Annotated in this window: 19 protein-coding genes; 10 read left to right on the plus strand and 9 right to left on the minus strand. The window is 68.1% G+C overall.

The window, feature by feature from the left end:
- Window positions 1-7: 7 nt before the first annotated feature.
- Window positions 8-1,522, minus strand: coding sequence for an acetyl-CoA hydrolase/transferase family protein (locus tag LGN10_RS06595; protein ID WP_059639308.1), 1,515 nt, complete (start codon window positions 1,520-1,522; stop codon window positions 8-10).
- Between the two features lie 654 nt (window positions 1,523-2,176).
- Between LGN10_RS06595 and LGN10_RS06600 the strand changes: the two genes are divergently transcribed.
- From LGN10_RS06600 to LGN10_RS06630, 7 genes are read left to right on the plus strand one after another with little or no spacing between them, the layout of a single operon-like run.
- Window positions 2,177-2,866, plus strand: coding sequence for a CDP-alcohol phosphatidyltransferase family protein (locus tag LGN10_RS06600; RefSeq protein ID WP_059582348.1), 690 nt, complete (start codon window positions 2,177-2,179; stop codon window positions 2,864-2,866).
- On the plus strand, window positions 2,863-3,672 hold the full coding sequence (locus tag LGN10_RS06605) for a 2OG-Fe(II) oxygenase (protein WP_099317334.1): 810 nt from the start codon (window positions 2,863-2,865) through the stop codon (window positions 3,670-3,672). Before LGN10_RS06600 ends, LGN10_RS06605 begins: the two co-directional genes overlap by 4 nt.
- Window positions 3,669-4,670 (plus strand): HpnL family protein, encoded by a 1,002-nt coding sequence (locus tag LGN10_RS06610; RefSeq protein WP_226222398.1) that lies wholly within the window; start codon window positions 3,669-3,671, stop codon window positions 4,668-4,670. Before LGN10_RS06605 ends, LGN10_RS06610 begins: the two co-directional genes overlap by 4 nt.
- A gap of 35 nt (window positions 4,671-4,705) precedes the next feature.
- Window positions 4,706-5,473: an NTP transferase domain-containing protein gene (locus LGN10_RS06615; RefSeq protein ID WP_059582354.1), complete on the plus strand. Its 768-nt coding sequence runs from the start codon at window positions 4,706-4,708 to the stop codon at window positions 5,471-5,473.
- Complete coding sequence (gene aepX / locus LGN10_RS06620) at window positions 5,470-7,155, plus strand: phosphoenolpyruvate mutase (protein ID WP_226222400.1); 1,686 nt, start codon at window positions 5,470-5,472, stop codon at window positions 7,153-7,155. The genes LGN10_RS06615 and aepX overlap by 4 nt, the downstream gene beginning before the upstream one ends.
- Complete coding sequence (gene aepY, locus LGN10_RS06625; RefSeq protein ID WP_059582360.1) at window positions 7,152-8,333, plus strand: phosphonopyruvate decarboxylase; 1,182 nt, start codon at window positions 7,152-7,154, stop codon at window positions 8,331-8,333. The genes aepX and aepY overlap by 4 nt, the downstream gene beginning before the upstream one ends.
- Entirely contained in the window at window positions 8,333-9,397 is a 1,065-nt protein-coding gene (locus LGN10_RS06630; protein ID WP_226222402.1) for a 2-aminoethylphosphonate aminotransferase, read from the plus strand. Before aepY ends, LGN10_RS06630 begins: the two co-directional genes overlap by 1 nt.
- A gap of 94 nt (window positions 9,398-9,491) precedes the next feature.
- Here the strand turns inward: LGN10_RS06630 and LGN10_RS06635 are convergent, their stop codons facing one another.
- Entirely contained in the window at window positions 9,492-9,809 is a 318-nt protein-coding gene (locus LGN10_RS06635; protein WP_059582365.1) for a hypothetical protein, read from the minus strand.
- Between the two features lie 92 nt (window positions 9,810-9,901).
- Window positions 9,902-10,138, minus strand: a complete 237-nt coding sequence (locus LGN10_RS06640) for a hypothetical protein (RefSeq protein ID WP_059582368.1) — start codon at window positions 10,136-10,138, stop codon at window positions 9,902-9,904.
- A 347-nt stretch (window positions 10,139-10,485) separates the two neighbouring features.
- Between LGN10_RS06640 and LGN10_RS06645 the strand changes: the two genes are divergently transcribed.
- Together LGN10_RS06645 and LGN10_RS06650 are read left to right on the plus strand one after the other, a co-directional pair.
- Window positions 10,486-10,773, plus strand: a complete 288-nt coding sequence (locus LGN10_RS06645; protein WP_099317333.1) for a hypothetical protein — start codon at window positions 10,486-10,488, stop codon at window positions 10,771-10,773.
- Window positions 10,774-11,088: 315 nt separating this feature from the next.
- On the plus strand, window positions 11,089-11,907 hold the full coding sequence (locus LGN10_RS06650; protein ID WP_060311114.1) for a hypothetical protein: 819 nt from the start codon (window positions 11,089-11,091) through the stop codon (window positions 11,905-11,907).
- A gap of 29 nt (window positions 11,908-11,936) precedes the next feature.
- Here LGN10_RS06650 and LGN10_RS06655 read toward each other — a convergent pair whose 3' ends face one another.
- Complete coding sequence (locus LGN10_RS06655) at window positions 11,937-13,088, minus strand: acyltransferase family protein (protein WP_226222404.1); 1,152 nt, start codon at window positions 13,086-13,088, stop codon at window positions 11,937-11,939.
- A 330-nt stretch (window positions 13,089-13,418) separates the two neighbouring features.
- Here LGN10_RS06655 and pip point away from each other — a divergent pair, with 330 nt between their 5' ends.
- A complete protein-coding gene (pip, locus tag LGN10_RS06660; RefSeq protein WP_226222406.1) occupies window positions 13,419-14,351 on the plus strand; it encodes a prolyl aminopeptidase in 933 nt (310 codons plus the stop codon).
- Between the two features lie 55 nt (window positions 14,352-14,406).
- On the opposite strand, the gene LGN10_RS06665 is transcribed toward pip, so the two are convergent.
- From LGN10_RS06665 to LGN10_RS06685, 5 genes are all read right to left on the minus strand, one after another.
- On the minus strand, window positions 14,407-14,679 hold the full coding sequence (locus LGN10_RS06665; RefSeq protein WP_059582375.1) for a hypothetical protein: 273 nt from the start codon (window positions 14,677-14,679) through the stop codon (window positions 14,407-14,409).
- A gap of 177 nt (window positions 14,680-14,856) precedes the next feature.
- Window positions 14,857-15,906 carry a transglutaminase family protein gene (locus LGN10_RS06670; RefSeq protein ID WP_226222408.1) on the minus strand — a complete coding sequence of 350 codons (1,050 nt, stop codon included), beginning with the start codon at window positions 15,904-15,906 and terminating at the stop codon, window positions 14,857-14,859.
- Entirely contained in the window at window positions 15,900-18,506 is a 2,607-nt protein-coding gene (locus tag LGN10_RS06675) for a circularly permuted type 2 ATP-grasp protein (RefSeq protein ID WP_104012890.1), read from the minus strand. Before LGN10_RS06675 ends, LGN10_RS06670 begins: the two co-directional genes overlap by 7 nt.
- A 214-nt stretch (window positions 18,507-18,720) precedes the next feature.
- Window positions 18,721-22,134: a DUF2126 domain-containing protein gene (locus LGN10_RS06680; protein WP_226222415.1), complete on the minus strand. Its 3,414-nt coding sequence runs from the start codon at window positions 22,132-22,134 to the stop codon at window positions 18,721-18,723.
- Between the two features lie 93 nt (window positions 22,135-22,227).
- Window positions 22,228-23,241, minus strand: a complete 1,014-nt coding sequence (locus LGN10_RS06685; RefSeq protein ID WP_226222417.1) for a transglutaminase family protein — start codon at window positions 23,239-23,241, stop codon at window positions 22,228-22,230.
- Window positions 23,242-23,247: the final 6 nt, after the last annotated feature.

The raw sequence follows: 23,247 nt of genomic DNA on the forward strand, positions 1-23,247 counted from the left end.
CCGCTCGTCAGGCCTTCATCGTCCCGGTGCGCACGTAGCGCTCGTGCCACGACAGCGCCTCGGCCAGCAGATGCGGCGTGTGCTTGCCGAAGCTTTCGCGCGACGCGCGCTCGAAGTAATCCTCGAGCATCGGGCGGTAGTCCGGGTGCGCGCAGGTCGCGATGATCTTGCGCGCGCGCTGCTTCGGCGACAGGCCGCGCAGGTCGGCCAGCCCCTGCTCGGTGACGACCACCGCGACGTCGTGCTCGGTATGGTCGACGTGGCTCGCCATCGGCACGATCCGCGAGATCGCCCCGCCCTTCGCGGTGCTCGCGGACATGAAGCACGACAGATAGCCGTTGCGCGCGAAGTCGCCCGAGCCGCCGATGCCGTTCTGGATCTTCGTGCCCATCACGTGCGTCGAATTCACGTTGCCGTAGATGTCGGCCTCGATCATCCCGTTCATCGCGATGCAACCGAGGCGGCGCACGAGTTCCGGATGGTTGCTGATCTCCTGCGGGCGCAGCACGATCTTCTCGCGGAACGTCGCGATGTCGTCGGCGAAACGCTGCACCGCGGCCGGGCTCAGCGACAGCGCGGTAGCCGACGCGAAGCTCAGCGTGCCGTCGTCGAGCAGGTCGAGCATGCCGTCCTGGATCACCTCGGTGTAGGCCGTCAGGTTCGAGAAGCCGGCCGAACTCAGTTCCGCGAGCACCGCGTTCGTGATGTTGCCGACGCCCGACTGCAGCGGCAGCAGGTTTTCCGGCAGGCGGCCGCGCTTCACTTCGTGGCGCAGGAAGTCGATCAGTTGCAGCGCGATCTGCTTGGAAGTCGCGTCGGGCGCGGTGAACGCATTGCTGCGGTCCGGCGCGTCGGTTTCGACGATCGCGACGATCTTGTCGGCCGGGCAGCGCAGGTACGGCTCGCCGATCCGGTCGTCGCTCTTCGTCAGTGGAATCGGCTTGCGGTGCGGCGGCAGCGCGGTGCCGTAGTAGATGTCGTGCATCCCGTCGAGGCCGAGCGGCTGGCGCGCATTCACTTCGAGGATCACGTGCTTCGCGCGCTCGAGCCAGGTCTTGTTGTTGCCGATCGACGCGGACGGAATCAGCAGCCCGTCCTCGCGGATGCCCGCGACTTCGACGATCGCGACGTCGAGATCGCCGTACAGCCCGAACCATGCGTATTGCGCGACGTGGCTCAGGTGGACGTCCTGGTAATCGACTTCGCCGCCGTTGATCTTGTCGCGCAACGTCGGGTCGGACTGGTACGGCAGCCGCATCGAGATGCCGTCGGTGCGGGCGAGCGCGCCGTCGAGTTCCGGTGCGGTCGACGCGCCCGTCAGCACGTTGATCCGGAAGTCCTCGCCGCGCGCGTGCGCCGCGTCGATGTGGGCGGCCAGCGCGGCCGGCACGGCCTTCGGATAGCCCGACCCGGTGAAGCCGCTCATGGCGACGGTCATGCCGGGGCGAATCAGCGCGGCGGCTTCGTCGGCGGTGCGGACGAGCGAACGGAGGGCGGGAGCGAGGATGCGTGATGAAGACATGGCTGGTTATCTGACGCTTTGGTCTGTCGTTGACGTCGCGGGGGGTGTCTCCTGAGCGACGCGAAGCCCTTGGGGCCGCGAGGGGCGGCCCGGCACCACGGGCACGGTCGGAGTATCGCAGAGGCGATCGCCGCGAAATGTCCGCTGGATGCAAAAGATCCTTGCCGGATTTGCCGGGTATCGAACGACCGTTCCGTGACAGGCGATCGGCCTGCCCGATGCGCGCGAAAGGTACGTGAAAGCATCGGGGGCGAATCGCCGGTTCGCGATCGTCGGCCGTCGCGCATCAATCGACGGACGCCCCTCGACATTGACGGCCTTTGGTTCGGCAACGGACGACACCCGTCCGGCGTGGCCGATTGTCGCCCGCTGCGCTCTTTCCCGGCCTGACGGAGGTCAAGCTCCGGTCCATCGCGCACCGCCGGCCGGCCGGCGCGAGAAGCGCCGCCGCGCCGGCCCGCGAAGCCCCTGCGGCCTTGACAGCCGCGCGATGCGGACCACACTGGAAAGTGGGTCCGGCCGCCCGGTCGGCGGCCTCGTTCGCAGGTGCGTTTTCGAACCGGCCGATGCCTGCAAGACGCGGTAACACTCCCGCATGTCAGGACATTGATCGAATAAAAAGCAACAAATTACAATTCCGTATATATTTCGCCGATGGACCAAAGAAAAACCGCCACACACCCCGAACCGCCCCTGCCACGCACGTGGGATGCGCGGCTCGCGCGCTCGCTTGTCCGACCGCTCGTCGATACGCCGGTCACCCCGAATCACCTCACTACCCTTCGTCTGCTGATCGGCCTCGCCGGCGCCTGGTGCCTCGCGCACGGCGGCTTCGGCTGGAGCAATGCGGGCGCGTTCCTGATCGTGCTGTCGAACTTCGTCGACCATACCGACGGCGAGCTCGCGCGCATCAGCGGCAAGTCCAGCAAGATCGGTCATTTTTACGACCTCGCGGCCGATGCGCTCGTCACGGTCGCGCTGTTCGTCAGCATGGGCGTCGGCATCGTCGCCCAGGGCGGCCAGATGGCCGCGTCGCCGGTGCTGCTCGGCGCCGTGGCCGGCGCGGCCGTCGCGCTGATCTTCTTCCTGCGCATGCGGATCGAATCGATCGCCGGCAAGGCCGGCACCAAGCAGGCGTTCGCCGGCGGCTTCGAGACCGAGGACGTGCTGTACCTGCTGCCGATCGTGACGCTCGTCGACGGCGTGCAGCCGTTCCTGCTCGCGGCGTCGATCGGCGCCCCGCTGTTCGCCGCCTGGGTCGTGATCGACTGGTGGCGCGTCGTGCGGCGCGGCAACCGCGGCGACCTTTCGCAGAATTCAACCGAAATCCAGGCTTCCAAATGACTCCTAGCACGCGCGACGATTCCGTGCTGAGCCCGGCACGCCCCGCGCCCGTGCGCGCGACGGCGGCCGATCCCGATCGCACCGTGGCCGACTGCGTCGGCCGGCTCGACCTCGAGCGCCTGCGCGGCGACTACACGCGCCAGGGCTCGTTCCTCTATCTCGACGCATTCCTGCCGGCCGACGCGCACGCGAAGCTGGCGGATGCCGCGCGCGCGATGCAGGCCGGCCTGAACCGCAATTACCTGCCCGGCCACAAGCAGGGCGGCAGCGTGAGCCGCCATACGATCGACGAGCAGGCGCCGTACATCGCCGAGCTGTATCGCTCGAAGGCGCTGATCGGCTTCCTCGAGAAAATCACCGGCGACAAGCTGATGCTGTCGCCGGACGACGATCCGCACGCGTACGCGCTCTACTACTACACGAAACCCGGCGACCACATCGGCTGGCACTACGATACGTCGTACTACGACGGCCGCCGCTACACGCTGCTGATCGGCGTGATCGACGAATCGTCGTGCCGACTCGACTACGAGCTGCATACGCGCAACCCGGACGTGCCCGACGAACCGGGCTCCGTGCAGATCGCCGACGGCGGCATCGTGCTGTTCGACGGCGACAAGCTGCGCCACCGCATCACGCCGCTCGGCCAGAACGAGATGCGCGTGTCGCTCACGTTCGAATACGTGACGAACCCCGGCATGCGGCCGTGGAAGCGCTTCATCTCGAACATGAAGGACGCGATCGCGTATTTCGGTTTCCGCCAGGTCTTCAAGCAGTTGGCGACGCGACGCACGAGCGGGTCATGACACGCGCGGGCCTCATCCTGCTGTCCCTCGGGACCGCACTCTTCATCGCCCTGCTGGCCTGGCAAGGCGTCGGCGCGGTGGCGTCCACGTTCCTCGCGGCCGGCTGGGGCCTCGCGCTCGTCGCGGCGTTCCACGCCGTGCCGCTCGTGATCGACGCGGTAGCCATTACGGTCATGTTCCGCCGCGGGCAGCCGGGCGCCGAACTCGGCAATGCGCTGCGCGCGCGCTGGGTCGGCGAATCGGTGAACAGCCTGCTGCCCGCCGGGCAGATCGGCGGCCCCGTGCTGATGGTGCGCCACCTCGCGCAGCGCGGCACGCGGATGGCCGACGCGGCCGCCGCCGTGACCGTCGGCACGACGATGCAGGCGCTCTCGCAGATGGCCTTCGCGCTGATCGGCATCGCCGCGTTCAGCCTGTATGCGACGCACGAGTCGGTCGCGCACCTGCGCACGCCCGCGCTGATCGCCACCGGCGTGCTCGGCGCGCTCGCGGTGATGTTCTATCTGGCGCAGCGGCGCGGCCTGTTCGGCCGCGGCCTGCGCCTCGCGTCGAAGCTGCTCGGCCCGCGCGACTGGTCGTCGCTCGCCACGCGCGCCGACGCGATCGACGGCGCCGTCGGCGCGCTGTACCGCGATCGCGCGAAAGTCGCGAAGACCTTCGCGTTGAGCCTCGTCGGCTGGATCGTCGGCACCGCGGAAGTGTGGCTCGCGCTGCACTTCCTCGGGCATCCAGTGAGCTGGCTCGACGCGCTGCTGCTGGAAAGCGTCGGCCAGGCGATTCGCGGCGCGGCCTTCGCGATCCCGGGCTCGCTCGGCGCGCAGGAAGGCGGCTACCTGCTGCTCGCGCCGCTGGTCGGCTTGCCGCCCGACGCGGCGCTCGCGCTGTCGCTCGCGAAGCGTGCGCGCGAACTCGCGCTCGGCCTGCCCGGCCTGCTCTATCTGCATTTCAGTGAAAGAAACTGGCAGCGGCGCCGTGCGCCGCAGCCGCTCGCCGACTGATCGTTCAGATCGCCGGCTTTTTGGTTGGAGAACCCATGCGAGCCATCATTCTTGCGGCAGGCCTCGGCTTGCGCCTGCAACAACCGCCCGAAGCGCAGTTTCCGAAGTGCCTGCTGCGCTTCGACGACGTGTCGCTGCTCGAGCGCCATCTGCGCGTGCTCGACGCCGCGGGCGTCGACGAGATCGTGCTCGGGCTCGGCTTTCAGCACGAGAAGGTCGAGCAGGAACTGAAGCGCCTCGGCCGCACCGCCGAGATCGTGATCAACGACCGCTACGACCTCGGCAGCGTGCTGACCGTGCATACCGTCGCCGAGGCGATGACGCGCGGCGGCGACGTGCTGCTGATGGACGCGGACGTGCTGTACGACGAGAACATCCTGCATGCGCTAGTGGCCGATTCCGACCGCGCGGTCGACCGCCTGCTGATCGACCGCGACTTCGAAGCCGGCGACGAACCCGTCAAGCTGTGCCTGAAGAACGGCGTGCCGGTCGAGCTGCGCAAGCAGCTCGCGGTCGACCTCGACTACGACACGATCGGCGAATCCGTCGGCTTCTTCCGCTTCACCGAAGGCACCGCGCGCCGCCTCGCGACGATCGTCGCGGGCTACGTCGACAGCGGCCGCGCGAACATGCCGCACGAGGAAGCCGTGCGCGACCTGCTGCTCGAAGGCGGCCATTCGTTCGACGTCGCCGACGTCACCGGCTCGCCGTGGATCGAGATCGATTTCCCGAACGACGTCGCACGCGCGACGCAAGACATTCTTCCCCTGATTCAACGCACTACCGCCGGAGCCGCACGATGAACGCACGCGAACCCAACTTCACCGAATCGCGCAGCGCGCGCCTGCGCCGCATGCTCGTCAGCAGCGATCTCGAATTCCTGATGGAAGCGCACAACGGCCTGTCCGCGCGGATCGTCCGCGAGGCCGGCTTCAAGGGCATCTGGGCCTCGGGCCTCGCGATCTCCGCGCAGTTCGGCGTGCGCGACAACAACGAAGCGAGCTGGACGCAGGTCGTCGACGTGCTCGAATTCATGGCCGACGCGAGCGACCTGCCGATCCTGCTCGACGGCGACACCGGCTACGGCAACTTCAACAACGTGCGCCGCCTCGTGAAGAAGCTCGAGCAGCGCGGCATCGCCGGCGTGTGCATCGAGGACAAGCAGTTTCCGAAGACCAACAGCTTCATCGGCGGCGAACGCCAGCCGCTCGCCGAGATCGACGAATTCTGCGGCAAGATCAAGGCCGGCAAGGATTCGCAGACCGACCCCGACTTCTCGATCGTCGCGCGCGTCGAAGCGCTGATCGCGGGCTGGGGGATGGACGAGGCGCTGCGCCGCGCGAACGCGTACGCGGAAGCCGGCGCCGACGCGATCCTGATCCACAGCAAGCTGTCGCGTCCCGACGAAATCCTGCAGTTCGCACGCGAATGGAGCGGCAAGGCGCCGCTCGTGATCGTGCCGACCAAGTACTACAGCACGCCGACCGACGTGTTCCGCCAGGCCGGCATCAGCACCGTGATCTGGGCGAACCACCTGATCCGGGCGTCGGCATCCGCGATGCAGGCGACCGCGCGCGAGATCCACGAGAGCCAAACGCTGATCAACGTCGAGGACCGCGTCGCATCGGTCAACGAGATCTTCCGCCTGCAGGACGCCGACGAGTACTCGGCTGCCGAGCGTATCTACCTGTCTTCGTCGTCGCGCGCGTCGAATGCGGCGATCGTGCTCGCCGCGAGCCGCGGCAAGGGCCTCGAAGCCGTCACCGAAGATAAACCCAAGGTCATGCTGCCGGTCGCCGGCAAGCCGCTGCTGCGCTGGCTCGTCGACGGCTTCAAGACGCACGGCGTGAACGACATCACCGTGGTCGGCGGCTATCGCGCCGATGCGATCGACACGTCGGGCATCAAGCTCGTCGTCAACGAGCGCCATGCGCAGACGGGCGAGCTCGCATCGCTCGCCTGCGCGGCCGACCGCCTGACCGGCGACACCGTGATCTCGTACGGCGACCTGCTGTTCCGCAGCTACATCGTGCGCGACCTCGCGGAGAGCGAGGCCGAGTTCAGCGTGGTGGTCGATTCGTCGCTCACCGAGACCAACCAGAGCGTGCGCGACTTCGCCCTCTGCTCGGCGGCCGACGATCGCGGCCTGTTCGGTCAGAAGACCTACCTGCAGCGCGTGTCGAGCGACGTCGCCGCGGGCACGCCGCACGGCCGCTGGATCGGCCTGCTGAACGTGCGCGGCGCCGGCGTCGAGCGCCTGAAGGCGATGCTCGCGACGCTGCAGGCGCGTCCTGATTTCGACACGCTCGACATCCCGTCGCTGCTGAACGAACTGATCGCCGCCGGCGAGAAGATCGAAGTGCAGTACGTGCACGGCCACTGGCGCGGCGTCAACGACCTCGAAGACTTCCGCCGCGCGGGCGATTTCGCACACGGCCAGACGCCGCTGTCCGAGCCGGGCACCGCCAACGGGGGCGCGCAATGATCGAAGCGGCCCAGTTCGTCGAGGCCGCGCGCGAACGCGGTTTCGACTGGTACGCGGGCGTGCCCTGCTCGTACCTGACGCCGTTCATCAATTACGTGTTGCAGGACCCGACGCTGCATTACGTGTCGGCCGCGAACGAAGGCGACGCGGTCGCACTGATCGCCGGCGCGACGCTCGGCGGCAAGCGCGGGATCGCGATGATGCAGAACTCGGGGCTCGGCAACGCGGTGAGCCCGCTCACGTCGCTCACCTGGACGTTCCGCCTGCCGCAGTTGCTGATCGTCACGTGGCGCGGCCAGCCGGGCGTGGCCGACGAGCCGCAGCACGCGCTGATGGGCCCGATCACGCCCGCGATGCTCGACACGATGGAGATTCCGTGGGAGACGTTCCCGACCGACCCGGAACAGGTCGGCCCGGCACTCGACCGCGCGATCGCGCACATGGACGCGACGGGCCGCCCGTACGCGCTCGTGATGCAGAAAGGCAGCGTCGCGCCGTATGAACTGAAGGCGAACCCGGCCGCGACGCCGCGCGCGCACGTCGCCGCGCAATCGTCGGCGCGCGCCGCGTCGGCCGATGCATGGCCGACCCGTCACGACGCGCTGCAGCGCGTGATCGCGCATACGCCGGTCGATTCGACCGTCGTGCTCGCGTCGACCGGTTTCTGCGGCCGCGAACTCTACGCGCTCGACGATCGCCCGAACCAGCTTTACATGGTCGGCTCGATGGGCTGCGTGACGCCGCTCGCGCTCGGCCTCGCGCTCGCACGGCCCGACCTGCGCGTGGTGGCCGTCGACGGCGATGGCGCCGCGCTGATGCGCATGGGCGTGTTCGCGACGCTCGGCACCTACGGCCCGGCCAACCTCACGCACGTGCTGCTCGACAACGGCGCGCACGAATCGACGGGCGGCCAGGCGACGGTGTCGCAGCATGTGTCGTTCGCGGGTGTCGCCGCTTCGTGCGGTTATGCGTCGGCGGTCGAAGGCGATACGCTTGACGTGCTCGATGCGGCGCTGGCTGCCACGGGCGACGGTGCACAGTTCGTGCGCATTGCGATCCGCACCGGCGTGCCCGACGGCCTGCCGCGCCCGACCGTCACGCCGGTCGAGGTCAAGACCCGTCTGATGCGGCACATCGGCGCCGCGCAGACCGAAGCCCACGTCGAAGGAGCCCATTGATGCTGCTGCTGAACCCCGGCCCGGTCACGCTCTCCGAACGCGTGCGCCGCAGCCTGCTGCAACCCGACCTGTGCCATCGCGAAGGCGAATTCTTCGACTTGCAGGATGAAGCGCGCGCGCGGCTCGTTGCCGCGTATGAACTCGACCCGGCCGAATGGGCCGCCGTGCTGATGACCAGTTCGGGCACCGCCGCCGTCGAAAGCATGATCGCCGCGCTCGTGCCGCAGGACGGCAAGCTGCTCGTGATCGAGAACGGCGTGTACGGCGAGCGGATCACGCAGATCGCCACGCAGTACGGCATCGCGCACGATGTGCTGAAGCACGAGTGGATGCAGGCGCCGGATGTCGCGCAGATTGGCGCTCGCCTCGACGCGGGCCGCTACTCGCATGTCGCGGTGATCCATCATGAAACGACGACCGGCCGGCTGAACGACCTCGGCGCCATCGCCGAGGTGTGCCGTGCGCGCGGCGTGAAGATGCTCGTGGACGGCGTCAGCAGCTTCGGCGCGGAAGCGATCGATTTTGCAGGTGGCGACATCGATGCGGTTGCCGCGACCGCGAACAAGTGCCTGCATGGTGTGCCGGGTGCCGCGTTCGTGATCGTGCGCCGTAGTGCGCTCGCGAAGGCCGCGAGCCGCACGTACTACCTCGATCTCGGGCGGCTTGCGAAGCTGCAGGATCAGCGGAATACGCCGTTTACGCCGTCCGTGCATGCGTATTACGCGCTGGTCGAGGCGCTGCGCGAGTTCGATGAGGCCGGCGGCTGGCGTGCTCGGCATGCGCATTACAAGGCGCTTGCCGATCAGGCGCAGGCGGGGCTTGTTGCACGCGGGATGCCGCTGGTGCTGCCGGAAGGCGAGTCGTCAGTGGTTTTGCGTGCGTACAGGCTGCCGCAGGGTGTGACGTACGAAACCCTGCACGACGGGCTGAAGGCGCGCGGCTTCGTGATCTACGCCGGGCAAGGCGGGCTGTCGAAGGAACTGTTCCGGATCTCGACGATGGGGGCGATTCAGGCGGCCGATGTCGAACGGTTGCTGGATGGTTTTACCCAGTTGACGCGGTAAGCGCTGCCCTCACCTTCGTCCACGAAAGGCCCGCAAGGGCCTTTTTTCTTGTCCTTCACAATCGTGGACGTGACGCATGGGTGTCGGCAATGCCCTATCCCCTGGGGTGTTTCATTTCCTCGGCCTCCACCGCGGCGAGCCGTTCTTCGCTGGCGGAAACAGATCCCATGGCTTCGTCGATCGATGCCAATGCAAACTCGCATGCCAGTCTCGTTTCTTCAACGGTGGGCTCCGGCTTCTCGTCGTCGCCCGGCGGAGGCGCAAGCATGTCGCCGAGCATCATTGCCAGTTCCTGGGTATCCCATTGCTCGCCCCTTTGCTCCTTCCTCTTTATGTAATGCCGGATTTCCGCGTCTTGCTCCGGCGAGAGCGGGAGATGTCGAAACGTGTTGCTTGGGCTGGCGTCAATCATGATGTTGCTCCTGAATTTGAAATCGGCTTGCTCGAGCTGCCCCCCCGGTTACGCGTGCAGCCGCGGAATAACAACGGTGGCGGAACAGAGGCCTATTTGCCGCAGCGCGGAACTTGAATTCCGTCGATGCGCCCTAAAAGCTCGTCCACCTGGAGCTCGAGGATCCTGTTTCGGTTGGATTGCTTGCGGAGTTTGTTGAGCCTGATCCGCCAATACGAAGGATCACTTACGGACGATTTGTTGACGAAGGCGTGTTGGGCTTGTTCAAGCAGCCCGATCGATCGCCTGATATGTACCAATTCGCGCTCCACATCGCAGTACCAGCTCATGTTCGCCGCCTTTGATTAATATTTGCATCTTGAATCGATGCCCAGCGAGAACACCAGGGTTCGCTCGAACGGCGGCACGGGAGCCGGTTCCGACGGATGCATGCCGCACGGCACCGCGGGTCGAAGAGACGGAAATACCGTGCGCAAGCCAGGGGTGCGGCCCAGGCTGGAAGGGGGAGCCATCGATACGCATGCGGCTCGGATGAAACCATCATACGCGTATCGCCGGACAGGCAACCACTTTATTTCGGCTGGCCGCGACGAGTGCGGATGCGCGCCTCGTCATCCGCGTCACCCCGCCCCAACCGTTCCGTGTATAGTGGGCTTCCCCTTATGGAGCAACCAACATGCCAACCTATCCGTTTCTTCTCTATAAGGGGTACGAACTTCATCCCCTTGTCTTCTCCCGCACGTTCCATCGCTTTGACAGGCATTCCCGTTACGCCGAAGGGTATGACATCGCCGTGCGCATATCTCGCCCGGCCTCGATGGCAAGCGCGCCTTCAAGCCGTGTTTTCCGACTGAACCAGCCCCACACGTTCTCCGACTTTGGAGTGGCGAGGCGGGCGGCCCGGCAGCAAGGCAAGGATATCGTCGACGGGAAGGTGAACGGCGCGTCAGTTGTCGATCTATGAAAGCGCCGTCCGTCGGTATCGGCCGTGCACATCGACCGGGACGGAATGCCTCATTACCATGTGCTGCGTCGTGCCGCGAGCCGACGAGTGTGCCGAATGCCGAGCGCCGTGTTCGCGCCGCGAAGCAAGCCGTCTCGTGCACCTGTCGACGGTAACCTCCGTGCACCCGCTTCGATCGCGAACGACGCATGCCCGCCATCCTGAACGACCGATGGTCCGTCAATGCCGAACGTCAATCCTGTTGGAATCGACCGACGGAAGTGGGTCGGGAGGCAACGCCCACGAATACCGATGAAGACACATTTGATCGCGACAATGAGAATCTTGCGCTTCGCCCCAATGCTGACGCTCGTCGCCTCCCCCGTCGTTCACGCTGCCGACAGCCAGTCTTGCAGCGACGCAGTCGTCGCAGCCGTCGCCCGCTGGGCCGGTGTCGCGAGCGCGCGCATCGCCACGCGCGACGCGGACCGGCTCGTCGTCGCATCGTCATGCAAGGCGATGCCGAACGCGCCGGAAACGACGATCGCCGCCGTCGCGTTCGATTCGCTGCCGAAGAGCAAGCATCCCGATGAAAGCAAAAAGCTTCAGGTCGTCGCGCTCGTCGAGGGCGGCAAGGTCGTGGCGGCCGATCGATCGGTGGTCGAAGAGGATGCGGCAACGGAAATCGGCGAGAACAGCTACCGCATCGACACGGCGCCCTACCGGCTGTCGCCCGACGTACGGGCGTTCGGCGTCGTGTTTACCAGCAGCGCACGCGGGCCAAGTTGCCCCGACGCGAATGCGAGCGAAGAACTGACGCTGTGGATTCGCGAAGGCAACCGAATCCGCCCGGTGTTCGGCACCAACCTCTACGGATGGATCAGCGTCGAAGGCGATGCCTGCGGCCCTGGCGTCGGCGATGCGCGCAGTGAAGAGGCCCGTATGACGATCGCCGTCGAGAAAACATCTAGCCACGGCTTTGCCGACCTGTCGATCACGGCGCACATCACGACGACGCAGCGCAAGAACGGTGATTACTCGGATACGGGCAAGCGCACGGTGCGCACGGTCGTCCACTACGACGGCAAGTCCTATGGAATCGACATGTTCCGGAACTTCTGGTATTCGCCCGCCGCAATGAAGCGCTTCCAGTAAGACCGCAGTGAATCGCGGCGCTACCCCACCTACTCCACCACCTTCGCCCCGATCGCCTCGGTCGGCGCCGGCATCCGCAACGCGTCATCCCGCACACGCCGCCCCTCGCGCGCCGTATAGCGATCCTTCAGCCGCAGGAACGGTTTTTCGACGAGAAAGTAACTGGCCGTCGCGGCCGCCAGCGCCCACACGATGCCGAGCGGAAACGCATGCGCGACCGGCAGATGCGGGTTCGCGAACGGCTGCTGCCACAGATAAAGACTGAACGAGATCGTACCCACGAACACGACCGGCCGCGTACGCAACCACCGCGCACACCAGAACTCGCCGCGAAAATTCAGCACGACGATCACGATCGCGATCAGCGCGGCTTCGAGCGTCACGCCGTACGTCGCATTCCAGAAGCCGCCGAGCCGGTGCTCGGCGAGCGGCATGCCGATCAGCACGACGAAGACGAGCGCCGTCACGATGTGCGCCTCGCCGCGCCACGAGCCGATCCACGCTTCGAGCCGTTCGCGGTTGAGCGACGCATAGCAGCCGATCAGGATCGGATCGACACCCGTGTGCAGCATCATCCCGAGCTGCCCGCGCAGCGCCGGCGCAACGAAATACGTGACGGTGCGCACCAGCGGCACGACCAGGATCAGCGCGGCCAGCCAGCGCGTGCCGGCGCGGCGGATGCCGAGCACGAACAGCAACGGCCAGAACCAGTAGAACTGCTCCTCGAGCGCGAGCGACCAGAAATGGCCGAGATACCACGCGCCGTCGGGGTGCAGCGCGTTGTCGCCGGTCAGCCCGAACCACGCCGAGTAATTCCACAGGTGCAGCGCCGCATAGAGCCACTGCCGACGATCGACGTCGACCCCGCCGGTAAACGCGACGATCGCAACGGCCGCGAGATACACGTAGCAGGCCGGCCAGATCCGCAGCGCCCGGCGCACGTAGAACGACGTCAGCGCGATGCTGCCCGTGCGCGCGAACTCGGCGCGCAGCACATTGGTGATCAGGAAACCGCTCAGCACGAAGAAGATCAGCACGCCGAGCCGGCCGTCGGCGATCAGCCGCAACGGCGCGTACCAGCCCGTATAGCCGCCGGGCAGCACATGCTCTGCGTGACCGACGACGACCATCGCGACCGCGACGGCGCGCAACCCGGTCAACTGCGTGACGCGATGGTTCATCGGCTGGTTTCCGTTGGCACGGTAAAGGAACAGGAATCGGCCGGCGCCCGACCGGCCCGCCGACATGTCGCCGGGATTTTGTATGAAAAATATCGGAATGAAATTGCTTCAAAAATCCGCGTGGCACATGCCGCCGACGAGGCGACGCCGCGCCACGGCGCGCCCACGCCCTGCGCGACGAATGGGCATAATGACAAGCCTTGTCCGGCGGCGGCCGGTCCGATGCCTACGCAACGAATTTTGCGGCGCAGCAACATCCGCTCGACCGTACCCGTCCGCACATCGGCCCGCGCCTCGTCCGCCTCCTGTCGACCTCACCGGAGCCTGTCTGTGTACCCACCGATCGAACCCTACGCCCACGGCCATCTCGACACCGGCGACGGCCACCGCATCTACTGGGAACGCTGCGGCAACCCGGCCGGCAAGCCCGCCGTGTTCCTGCACGGCGGCCCCGGCGCCGGCTGCGACCCGGACCACCGCCGCCTGTTCGATCCCGAGCGCTACGACATCCTGCTGTTCGACCAGCGCGGCTGCGGGCGCTCGACGCCGCATGCGAGCCTCGAGAACAACACGACGTGGGATCTGGTCGCCGATATCGAACGCCTGCGCGAAATGGTCGGCGCCGAACAATGGCTGGTGTTCGGCGGCTCGTGGGGCAGCGCGCTGGCGATCGCGTACGCGGAGACCCACCCCGAACGCGTGAGCGCGCTGATCGTGCGCGGCATCTTCACGATGCGTCGTGCGGAACTGCTGTGGTACTACCAGGAAGGCGCGTCGTGGCTGTTTCCCGATCACTGGGAAGACTTCCTCGCACCGATTCCGGAAGCCGAGCGCGGCGATCTGATGGCCGCCTACCATCGCCGGCTGACCGGCGACGACGAAGCCGCGAAACTCGAAGCCGCGCGCGCGTGGAGCATCTGGGAAGGCCGGACGATCACGCTGCTGCCCGATCCCGCGCTCGCCGCGCATTTCGGGGACGGCCACTATGCGCTCGCGTTCGCGCGGATCGAAAACCACTACTTCGTGAACAAGGGTTTCGTCGAGGAAGGCCAGTTGCTGCGCGACGCGCATCGGCTCGCCGGCATTCCGGGCGTGATCGTGCAGGGCCGCTATGACATCGCGACCCCGGCCCGCACCGCGTGGGAGTTGTCGAAGGCGTGGCCGGATGCGACGTTCGAGATCGTGCCCGGCGCGGGGCATGCGTACAACGAGCCGGGGATTCTGGAGGCGCTCGTCGCGGCGACGGACCGGTTCGCTGCGTGATCGACGGAATGCGGCGCGTGTCTCCGTGCCTACGGGCACGCTTACGCGCCGCCGGTCACAACGCGGCTTCGACGATCGTCCGGCCGCTGATCGCCCGTTCGACGAGCTGTTCGTCGCCGACCTTGCGGATCGCGTCGTCGAGCAGCCCTTCCGGTTCCTCGGTCGCCACCTTCAGCAAGCCCGATAGCCCGCGCGCATCGAGCACCACGAGCGTTTCCATCGAATCCGCGCGGCTCACGAGCACGCGCCGAAACGCCGGTCCCGCGCCGAAGCTCGCACAAAGCTCGATCGTCTCGTTGCCGAGCGTGTAGTCGAAGTGCTTGATCATGTCCGCCGCCGTTGCATGGAAATGGCGACGCGCGACGGCGCGGCGCCGTGACGTCGACGCACCCGCGCGTGCCGCCGGCGCGCCGGACCTGAGTCCGGACCGTTCGCCAGCACCACCATGCTAGGCGTGCAGTATTAACGAAGACTTAAAGGGTGCGAGCCCCGCCCGGCAGTACCGTCAAGCCGCATCGAGCGGCTCGACCGTCACGCCGACCTTCAGCTCCTGATCCGCGCCGCCGCCGCGGATCACGCCGCGCAGCGGCGTCACGTCGGCATAGTCGCGCCCGACCGACAGCATCACGTAGTCGTCGCCCGGCGCGCGATCGTTGGTCGGATCGAGTTGCAGCCAGCCGCCATCCTCGGGCCACGCCGGATCGTACACGTCGACCCACGCATGCGACGCGTCGGCGCCGATCAGCCGCGGCTGCCCGGGCGGCGGCTGCGTGAGCAGGTAGCCGCTGACGTAACGCGCGGCCAGCCCGAGCGAGCGCAGCGCGCCGATCATCACGTGCGCGAAATCCTGGCACACGCCCTTGCGCAACCGCAGCGCATCGAGTGCCGACGTCGTGATGTCGGTGCTGTTCGGCGTGTACGCGAAATCGGCATGCACGCGCCGCATCAGGTCCCACGCCGCCTGCACGAGCGGCCGTTGCGGTGTGAAGCTGGCAACCGCGTACGCGGCGAGTTCGGGATCGCACGCCACGTGCGGCGACGCGAACACGAACTCGCTCGCCGGGTCGTAAGGCTGCCCCGCGCGGAACCGCAAGCGGTCGCGCACGGCCTCCCATGCGGTGGCATGCGCGGCGTCCGGATTCGCGATCGACGGCGGCGGCTCGCCGCGGGCGCCAAGCGACCACATCGGCGGCGTCACGCGCACCGTGCTGCGGCTGCGCACGAGCAGCGCGTCGTGCGGCTGGTTCAGTGCGAACGACGCGCGCGCGTTGCCGAACGCGTCGATCTCGGTGCAGACCGATTCCGGCGCGGGCTCGATGTCGAGCGAGAATGACAGCACCTGCTGGCGCGGCGTCGCGAGCGGTTGCAGGCGAGCCTGGTGCTGCGCGGATTCGACACGCGCCGCGTAACGGTATTCGGTGTCGTGCGTGACGCGCAGCAACCGCCCCGGCGCGACGGCGGCCGGCGCACCCGTTGCGGCCGGAGCCGCGGCCGGTTGCTGCCGTGTGTTGCCGGCACCAGATGGCGTTCTCGGTGCGCCTTTCGTCGTCACCATAGCGTCCTGCCCGCCTCGCGCACGTGGCTGAAATAGCGCTCGCCGATTCGATTCGACAGTTCCCACACCGCCTTCACCGTCGTGTCGAGCGCGGCGAGCAGCTTGTCGTGCCGACCGCCTTCGGCGGTCTCGCACAGCTCGTGGAGCGACCACGCGGGTATGTCCGGAACCGTCTCGGCCAGCTCGGACAGCGCGTAGCCTTCGCTGCGCTCGACCTTCGTCAGCCGGCCGCGCAGCGCCTGCACGACCCAGCCGAGCGAGCGCGGATTGTCGGTATCGAGCACGACGAGCGACAGCAGCGGCGCGACGTCGAAGCCGCGCTGGAACCGCGAACGGAACGTGATCGTGCTGTCGAACAGTTCCAGCACGAGTTCGAAGCCGTCCTGCCGATGCACGGCCCCTTCGTCGAACGCGAACTTCAGCACGCTGCACAGGAAGTCGAGCCGGTCGATCTGTCGGCCGATCGACAGCAATCGCCAGCCGTCGTCGCGCGTCATGTTGTCGGTCTGCGCGCCGGTGATCGCGCCGAGCAGCAGCCCGAGGCGCTCCAGCAACTGCAGCGCGTCGTTGCCGATCTGCTCCTCGGCTTCCGGCTGCCCTGCGCTGTCCGCGAACAGTTGGGTCGCGTCGTCGATCAGCCGCCACTGATCGCTCGACAGCCGTTCGCGGATCGCGGCCGCCGCACCGCGCATGCCGAACAGGCACGACGCGATGCCCGACGTGCGATCCCCGCCGCGCGTGAGCGACGTCGCCAGCGCGTACTGAAATGCCTGCGGCGCATCGACGGCGTGCGGCGCGTCGGCCGCGACCAGCCCGGTGTCGCGGCACAGCGTGTCGATCAGTTCCAGATGCGCGGGGCTGTCGACGTCGTCTTCGCCGCGCAGCCGTTCGAGCGCGGCGCGCGCGAGGCGCATCAGGTTGGTCGCGCGCTCGGTGTAGCGGCCGAGCCAGAACAGGTTCTCGGCCGCGCGGCTCGCGATCGCGCGCGGCCGCTCGACGAGATCGTCGGGGCCGAGGTGCGTCTGCAGCAGCGTCGTCGAATCGACGATGCCTTCGGTCATCACCCACGTATCGACGGTGCTGCCGCCGCGCGGCATCGGCGCGTTGAACAGCGCGTCGCGCGTGCCGACCCGCGACAGCCCGCCCGGCAGGAGCCGCCAGCGCCGCGCGCCGTCCGCAAGCGCGAACACGCGCAGCAACAGCGGCTTCGGCACGATCCGTGCGCTGCCGTTGCCGTCGGGCGCGTCGGGCCGCGGCCAGGTCGGCGCCTGCGACAGCGGCAGGTCGGCCTGCACCGTGTAGTGTTCGGGCCGCGCGAGAATCCGCGCGCGCCATTCCGCCAGTTGCGCCTGCGTGAGCCGCGCGCCGATCACCGGTTCGAACGCCCCGCCTTCCTGCACGTCGGGCGGATAGGATGCCTTGACGATGCTGCGCGCGAGCTGCGGCAGCGCGTCGTCGCACGCGGCCGCCTCGCCGCACCACCACGAATGCACGGCCGGCAGCGTCAGCGTTTCGCCGAGCAGCGCTTCCGCGAGACGCGGCATGAAGCCGAGCATCGCCGGCGATTCGAGGAAACCCGAGCCCGGCGCGTTCGCGAGCAGCACGTTGCCCGCGCGCACGGCCTGCAACAGCCCCGGCACGCCGAGCATCGAATCGGGCCGCAGTTCGAGCGGATCGAGCCAGGCATCGTCGACTCGCCGCAGGATGCCATGCACCGGCTCGAGCCCGCTGAGCGTCTTCAGGAATACGCGGTTGTCGCGCGCGGTCAGGTCGCCGCCTTCCACGAGCGTGAGACCGAGATAGCGCGCGAGATACGCATGCTCGAAATAGGTCGCGCTGTGCGGCCCCGGCGTCAGCAGCACGATCCGCGAATTCTTCGCGGCGGGGCTGAGCGACTGCATGCTTTGCAGCAGCGCGCGATACGCGGATGCGAGGCGCTGCACGCGCAGCCCACGAAACCCGCGCGGAAAGAGCCGCGACACGATCAGCCGGTTTTCGAGCAGGTAGCCGAGCCCGGCCGCGCCCTGCGTGTGCTGCGCGACGATCCGCCATTGGCCGTCGGGGCCGCGCGCGAGATCGAACGCGACGACGTGCAGCCACGTATCGCCCGGCACGCGTGCGCCGCGCATCGCGCGCAGATAGCCGGGATGGCCGGTGACGAGCGCGGGCGGCAGCAGCCCGCGTTGCAGGATCGTCTGCGGCCCGTACAGGTCGGCCAGCGTCGCGTTGAGCAGCCGCACGCGCTGCAGCACGCCGCGCTCGATCCCGACCCAATCCTCCGGTGTGACGATCAGTGGCAGCAGGTCGAGCGACCACGGGCCGACCGCGCCGTCGCCGGCGCGCTGCTCGTGCAACTGGTAGAACAGGCCGTTCTCGCGCATGCGCCGGTGCAATGCATCGGCGCGGCGGTCGAGGTCGGCCACGCCGTCGCTGCCGATCGAGGTGAAGAAACTGCGCCATGCGGGCGCAAGCGCGGGCGCGTGCAGGCCGGCCGCGCTGCCGCGCAGTTCGTCGTAACGGCCGGCGGCGGCCGGCGCCGCGAGCGCGGCGGCCAGTTCGGCGGCGTCCGGCTGGGCGCCGGTATCGAAAAGCGTGGGCATCGCGTCGAGGGCGGCGAGATGATCGAGGTCAATGGGCGGCACGATGTCGTTCCGTCGTCAGGGTGCGGCCGCGCACGCGCGCCGCCAGTCGGGCGGCAAGCCGCAGCGCGGAACCGCAATCTGCCCGCATCCTAGCACTCCGGGGGCGTCGCGACCGACCGGCGGGCCCGGAGGTCGCGATCCGCGCATCGTCGTCCTCCCTGTCATCGATCGATCACGGCCGCCGCAAGTCGAGCGTGAACGGAAATTCGCGGCTCGGCGCGGCGGCCGCGACCTCCATCCGCCCCGGCGTGTGGCCGATCTCGACGAAGCGCGCGAGCCGGCGGCTCTCGGCTTCGTATGCATTGATCGGGAACGTCGCGTAGTTGCGCCCGCCCGGATGCGCGACGTGATACCGGCAGCCGCCGAGCGAGCGTTGCAGCCACGTATCGACGATGTCAAACGTGAGCGGCGCGTGCACGCCGATGGTCGGATGCAGCGCCGACGGCGGCGCCCATGCCTTGTAGCGCACGCCCGCGACGTATTCGCCGACGGTGCCGGTCGGCTGCAGCGGCAGCGCGCGGCCGTTGACGGTCACGACGTGCCGGTTGTCGTTCAGCCCCGTCACACGCACTTCGAGCCGTTCGACCGACGAATCGACGTAGCGCACCGTGCCGCCGGGCGCGCCCTCCTCGCCCATCACGTGCCACGGTTCCAGCGCGCCGCGCAGCGACAGCTGCATCCCGTTCACCGCGATCTGGCCGAACAGCGGAAAACGGAATTCGAAGTGCGGCGCGAACCACGCCGGATCGAACGCGAAGCCGGCGTCGCGCAGCTCGGCCAGCACGTCGTCGAAATCCATCCGAAGAAATTCCGGCAGCATGAAGCGGTCGTGCAGCGCGGTACCCCAGCGCGTGAGCGGCGTCGTATACGGCGCGGCCCAGAAGCGCGCGACCAGCGCGCGCAGCAGCAGTTGCTGCACGATGCTCATCCGCGCATGCGGCGGCATCTCGAACGCACGCAGTTCGAGCAGGCCGAGCCGGCCGGTGGACGAATCGGGCGAATACAGCTTGTCGATGCAGAACTCGCTGCGGTGCGTGTTGCCCGTCACGTCGATCAGCAGGTTGCGCAGCACGCGATCGACGAGCCACGGCGGCATGTCCTGCCCGAACAGCAGCTTGTTGCGCTGGATTTCCGCGAACGCGATGTCGAGCTCGTAGAGCTGGTCGTTGCGCGCCTCGTCGACGCGCGGCGCCTGGCTCGTCGGCCCGATGAAGAGCCCCGAGAACAGGTACGACAGCGACGGATGGTTGTGCCAGTACGCGATCAGGCTCGCGAGCAGGTCCGGGCGGCGCAGGAACGGGCTGTCGGCCGGCGTCGCGCCGCCGAGCACGAAGTGGTTGCCGCCGCCCGTGCCGACGTGCCGCCCGTCGACCATGAACTTCTCGCTGCACAGCCGCGACTGCCACGCGGCGTCATACAGGAATTCGGTGTGGTCGACGAGTTCGTCGAAGCTCGCGGCCGGGTGGATGTTCACCTCGATCACGCCGGGATCGGGCGTCACCTGCAGCAGCTTCAGCCGTGCGTCGCGCGGCGGCGGATAGCCTTCGAGCACGAGTTTCACGCCGAGCGTGTGCGCGGTCAGCTCGATCGCGCCGAGCAGGTCGAGATAATCCTCGAGCGCGGCGAGCGGCGGCATGAACAGGTACAGGATGCCGTTGCGCACTTCGACGCACAGCGCGGTGCGCGTGATCCACGCGGCCGATTCGAAACGCTCGGGCCGGCGATGCGGGTCCACGGCGCCCGCACGAGCGCTCGCGGCCGTGCCGTCGTCGCGCCACTGCATCACGGTCGGCGCGGACGCTTCGCGATGCACGCCGGCCAGATAGCGCGGCGCGTCGGCCGGGCCCGCGTAGCGGGCGCGCATGGCGGCGGCGTCCGGCAGTGCGTCGCGCGGTGCGAACGGATCGCGCTCGACGAGGTACGGATAGTCGGCGCGGGCCGTCCACGGCAGCGAGTCGAGCGGCAGTCGATAGCCCATCGGCGAATCGCCCGGCACGAGGTACATCCGCTCGTCGCGGAAGAACCACGGCCCCGTCTGCCAGCGCGGCCCGTCGAGACCCGGCGTGTCATCCACCCGCTTCACCGGCAGCACGTAGCCGACCACGCTGTCGAGCTGCTGCTCGAACACCTTGCGCAGCCGCGCGCGCTCGAGTTCGTCGTCGAGGCGCGCGTCGAACGGATCGACGTTGACGGGCAGCCGGCGCTCGCGCCACAGGTAGTACCACACGTCCTCATAGCCGGGCCGGATGAATTCGCCGGTCAGGTTCAGCCGCGCGGCGAGCGCATCGATGAAGCGCTTCGCGTCGTCGGTGGTGTACGAGGACGGCTCGCGCTCGTCGGCGAACAGCGAAGGATCCTGCCACACGGGCTGGCCGTCCGCGCGCCAGAAAATCGACAGCGCCCAGCGCGGTAGTTGCTCGCCCGGGTACCACTTGCCCTGCCCGAAATGCAGGAAGCCGCCGTCGCCGTATTCGGCGCGCAGCCGCTGCACGAGTTCGGTCGCGTAGCCGCGCTTGGTCGGGCCGAGCGCATCGGTGTTCCACTCGGCGCCGTCGCGATCGTCGATCGACACGAAGGTCGGTTCGCCGCCCTGCGTGAGCCGCACGTCGCCGGCGGCCAGCGCGCCGTCGACCTGCGAGCCGAGCGCGAGCACGGCATCCCACTGCGAGTCCGTATACGGCTTGGTCACGCGCGGCGATTCGTACACGCGCGTCACGCTCATCTCGTGCTCGAACGACACCTCGCATTCGTCGATCAGCCCTTCGACGGGTGCCGCGCTCGTCGGCTGCGGCGTACACGCGAGCGGAATATGCCCTTCCCCGGCGAGCAGGCCCGACGTCGGATCGAAGCCGATCCAGCCGGCGCCCGGCAGGTAGACCTCGCACCACGCGTGCAGATCGGTGAAATCGACCGACGTGCCGCTCGGGCCGTCGAGCGATTTGACGTCCGGCGTGAGCTGGATCAGGTAGCCCGACACGAAGCGCGCGGCGATGCCGAGATGGCGGCACAGCTGCACGAGCAGCCACGCGCTGTCGCGGCACGAGCCGGACGCGAGCTCGAGCGTCTGCGCGGGCGTCTGCACGCCGGGCTCCATCCGCACGAGATAGCCGATGTCGCGCTGAAGCTGCTGGTTCAGCGCGACGAGGAAGTTCACGGTGCCGGCCGGCGTGCGGTCCACACCGTCGAGATACGCGCGAAACAGCGGCGCGGCGCTCGTCTGCGGATCGCACGCGAGATACGGCGCGAGCTCGGTCTTCAGCGCGTCGTCATAGCTGAACGGATATTGCTCCGCGCTCGCTTCGAGGAAGAAGTCGAACGGGTTGTACACCGACATCTCGGCGACGAGATCGATGGTGATCTCGAAGTGCTCGGTGCGCTCCGGAAACACGAGGCGCGCCAGATAGTTCGAGAACGGGTCCTGCTGCCAGTTGATGAAGTGCTGCGCGGGCTCGACCGTCATCGAGTACGCGAGGATCGGTGTCCGGCAATGCGGCGCGGGCCGCAGCCGCACGACCTGCGGGCCGAGGTTGACGAGCCGGTCGTAGCGATAGCGGGTGGTGTGATGCAGCGCGACGTGGATGGACATGGGAGCTCGGGTCGGGTTGGGCCGGCCGCGCACACCGCGTCGCTTGCGACGCGGCGGCCCGGCATGGCTGTTTCGGCGAAAGCGCGCCGCGGGTCAGACGAGTTCCGGCGACTGCACGACGCTGATCTCGACGGCGACGGCCGTCGCACCGAGCCCCGTCACCGGCTGCGCGTCGCGATGGTCGAGGCCGACCGCGATGCGCACGTAGCGTTCGTCCGGGCAACGGTTCATGAACGGGTCGAAGCCGACCCAGCCGAGCCCTTCGACATAGGCCTCGGCCCATGCATGGCCGGCCGGTTGCTGCGTCAGCGACGCGGCTTGCGGCTGCGCGCCGAGCGCCGCCTGCGGCTGCCCCTGGGATTGCGACTGCGACTGCGATTGCCCTTGCGATTGCGATTGCGCGGCATGCGACGCGCCGAGCGCCTGCTGCATGCCGTCGCCGCTCTGCAGCGCGAGCGCCGCCTCCTCCTCGACGTCGCCCGCATGCTGCTTCGAATCGGCGATGCGCTGCATCGCGCTGTCGGCCAACACGTAGCCCGAGATGTAGCGCGCGGGGATCTTCAGCACGCGTGCGGCCGCGATGAACGCGTGCGCATGGTCGCGGCTCGTGCCCTCGCCGCTTTGCAGCGCGGTTTCCGCATCGACGGGCGCATCGGCCGCCAGGTTCGGCGCGTATGCGATGCGGCCGTGCACTTCCGTCATCAGCCAGTGCAGTGCGTCGAGACCGTGCGGCTCGATCGGCAGCGCGTCCGTGAGCGCGCGCACGGTGTCGCCCGCCTTCGTGAGCGCGGTCTCGCGCTCGAAGATCCACGGCGGCGCATAGCCTTCGGAATTGCCGAGAATGCCCGCGCGGTCCTGCGTCTCGACGACGCCGGCCGCCACGACCACGATCTCGTCCTTCGCGCCGCGATCGTGGCGCACGAGGTCGATCCGGTTGCCGAGCCCGTCGGCATACGACAGCGTCGGCTCGACGCCGTCGATCGTGACCTGCCACGCGCGCACCGTCTGCCCGGGGCCGGATTGCGGGCGCAGCCGCAGCCGTTGCAGCGCATGGCTGGCTTGATCGTCGAACCGATAACGCGAAATGTGTCGAATGGCGAGTCGCATGGCAAG

The sequence above is a fragment of the Burkholderia sp. AU32262 genome (assembly GCF_020419985.1).
Taxonomy (GTDB): domain Bacteria; phylum Pseudomonadota; class Gammaproteobacteria; order Burkholderiales; family Burkholderiaceae; genus Burkholderia; species Burkholderia semiarida.

Coding starts and splice junctions, on each gene's coding strand:
- LGN10_RS06595 (WP_059639308.1), bottom strand. CDS start 1,522: ATGTCTTCATCACGCATCCTCGCTCCCGCCCTCCGTTCGCTCGTCCGC.
- LGN10_RS06600 (WP_059582348.1), top strand. CDS start 2,177: ATGGACCAAAGAAAAACCGCCACACACCCCGAACCGCCCCTGCCACGC.
- LGN10_RS06605 (WP_099317334.1), top strand. CDS start 2,863: ATGACTCCTAGCACGCGCGACGATTCCGTGCTGAGCCCGGCACGCCCC.
- LGN10_RS06610 (WP_226222398.1), top strand. CDS start 3,669: ATGACACGCGCGGGCCTCATCCTGCTGTCCCTCGGGACCGCACTCTTC.
- LGN10_RS06615 (WP_059582354.1), top strand. CDS start 4,706: ATGCGAGCCATCATTCTTGCGGCAGGCCTCGGCTTGCGCCTGCAACAA.
- aepX (WP_226222400.1), top strand. CDS start 5,470: ATGAACGCACGCGAACCCAACTTCACCGAATCGCGCAGCGCGCGCCTG.
- aepY (WP_059582360.1), top strand. CDS start 7,152: ATGATCGAAGCGGCCCAGTTCGTCGAGGCCGCGCGCGAACGCGGTTTC.
- LGN10_RS06630 (WP_226222402.1), top strand. CDS start 8,333: ATGCTGCTGCTGAACCCCGGCCCGGTCACGCTCTCCGAACGCGTGCGC.
- LGN10_RS06635 (WP_059582365.1), bottom strand. CDS start 9,809: ATGATTGACGCCAGCCCAAGCAACACGTTTCGACATCTCCCGCTCTCG.
- LGN10_RS06640 (WP_059582368.1), bottom strand. CDS start 10,138: ATGAGCTGGTACTGCGATGTGGAGCGCGAATTGGTACATATCAGGCGA.
- LGN10_RS06645 (WP_099317333.1), top strand. CDS start 10,486: ATGCCAACCTATCCGTTTCTTCTCTATAAGGGGTACGAACTTCATCCC.
- LGN10_RS06650 (WP_060311114.1), top strand. CDS start 11,089: ATGAGAATCTTGCGCTTCGCCCCAATGCTGACGCTCGTCGCCTCCCCC.
- LGN10_RS06655 (WP_226222404.1), bottom strand. CDS start 13,088: ATGAACCATCGCGTCACGCAGTTGACCGGGTTGCGCGCCGTCGCGGTC.
- LGN10_RS06665 (WP_059582375.1), bottom strand. CDS start 14,679: ATGATCAAGCACTTCGACTACACGCTCGGCAACGAGACGATCGAGCTT.
- LGN10_RS06670 (WP_226222408.1), bottom strand. CDS start 15,906: ATGGTGACGACGAAAGGCGCACCGAGAACGCCATCTGGTGCCGGCAAC.
- LGN10_RS06675 (WP_104012890.1), bottom strand. CDS start 18,506: ATGCCCACGCTTTTCGATACCGGCGCCCAGCCGGACGCCGCCGAACTG.
- LGN10_RS06680 (WP_226222415.1), bottom strand. CDS start 22,134: ATGTCCATCCACGTCGCGCTGCATCACACCACCCGCTATCGCTACGAC.
- LGN10_RS06685 (WP_226222417.1), bottom strand. CDS start 23,241: ATGCGACTCGCCATTCGACACATTTCGCGTTATCGGTTCGACGATCAA.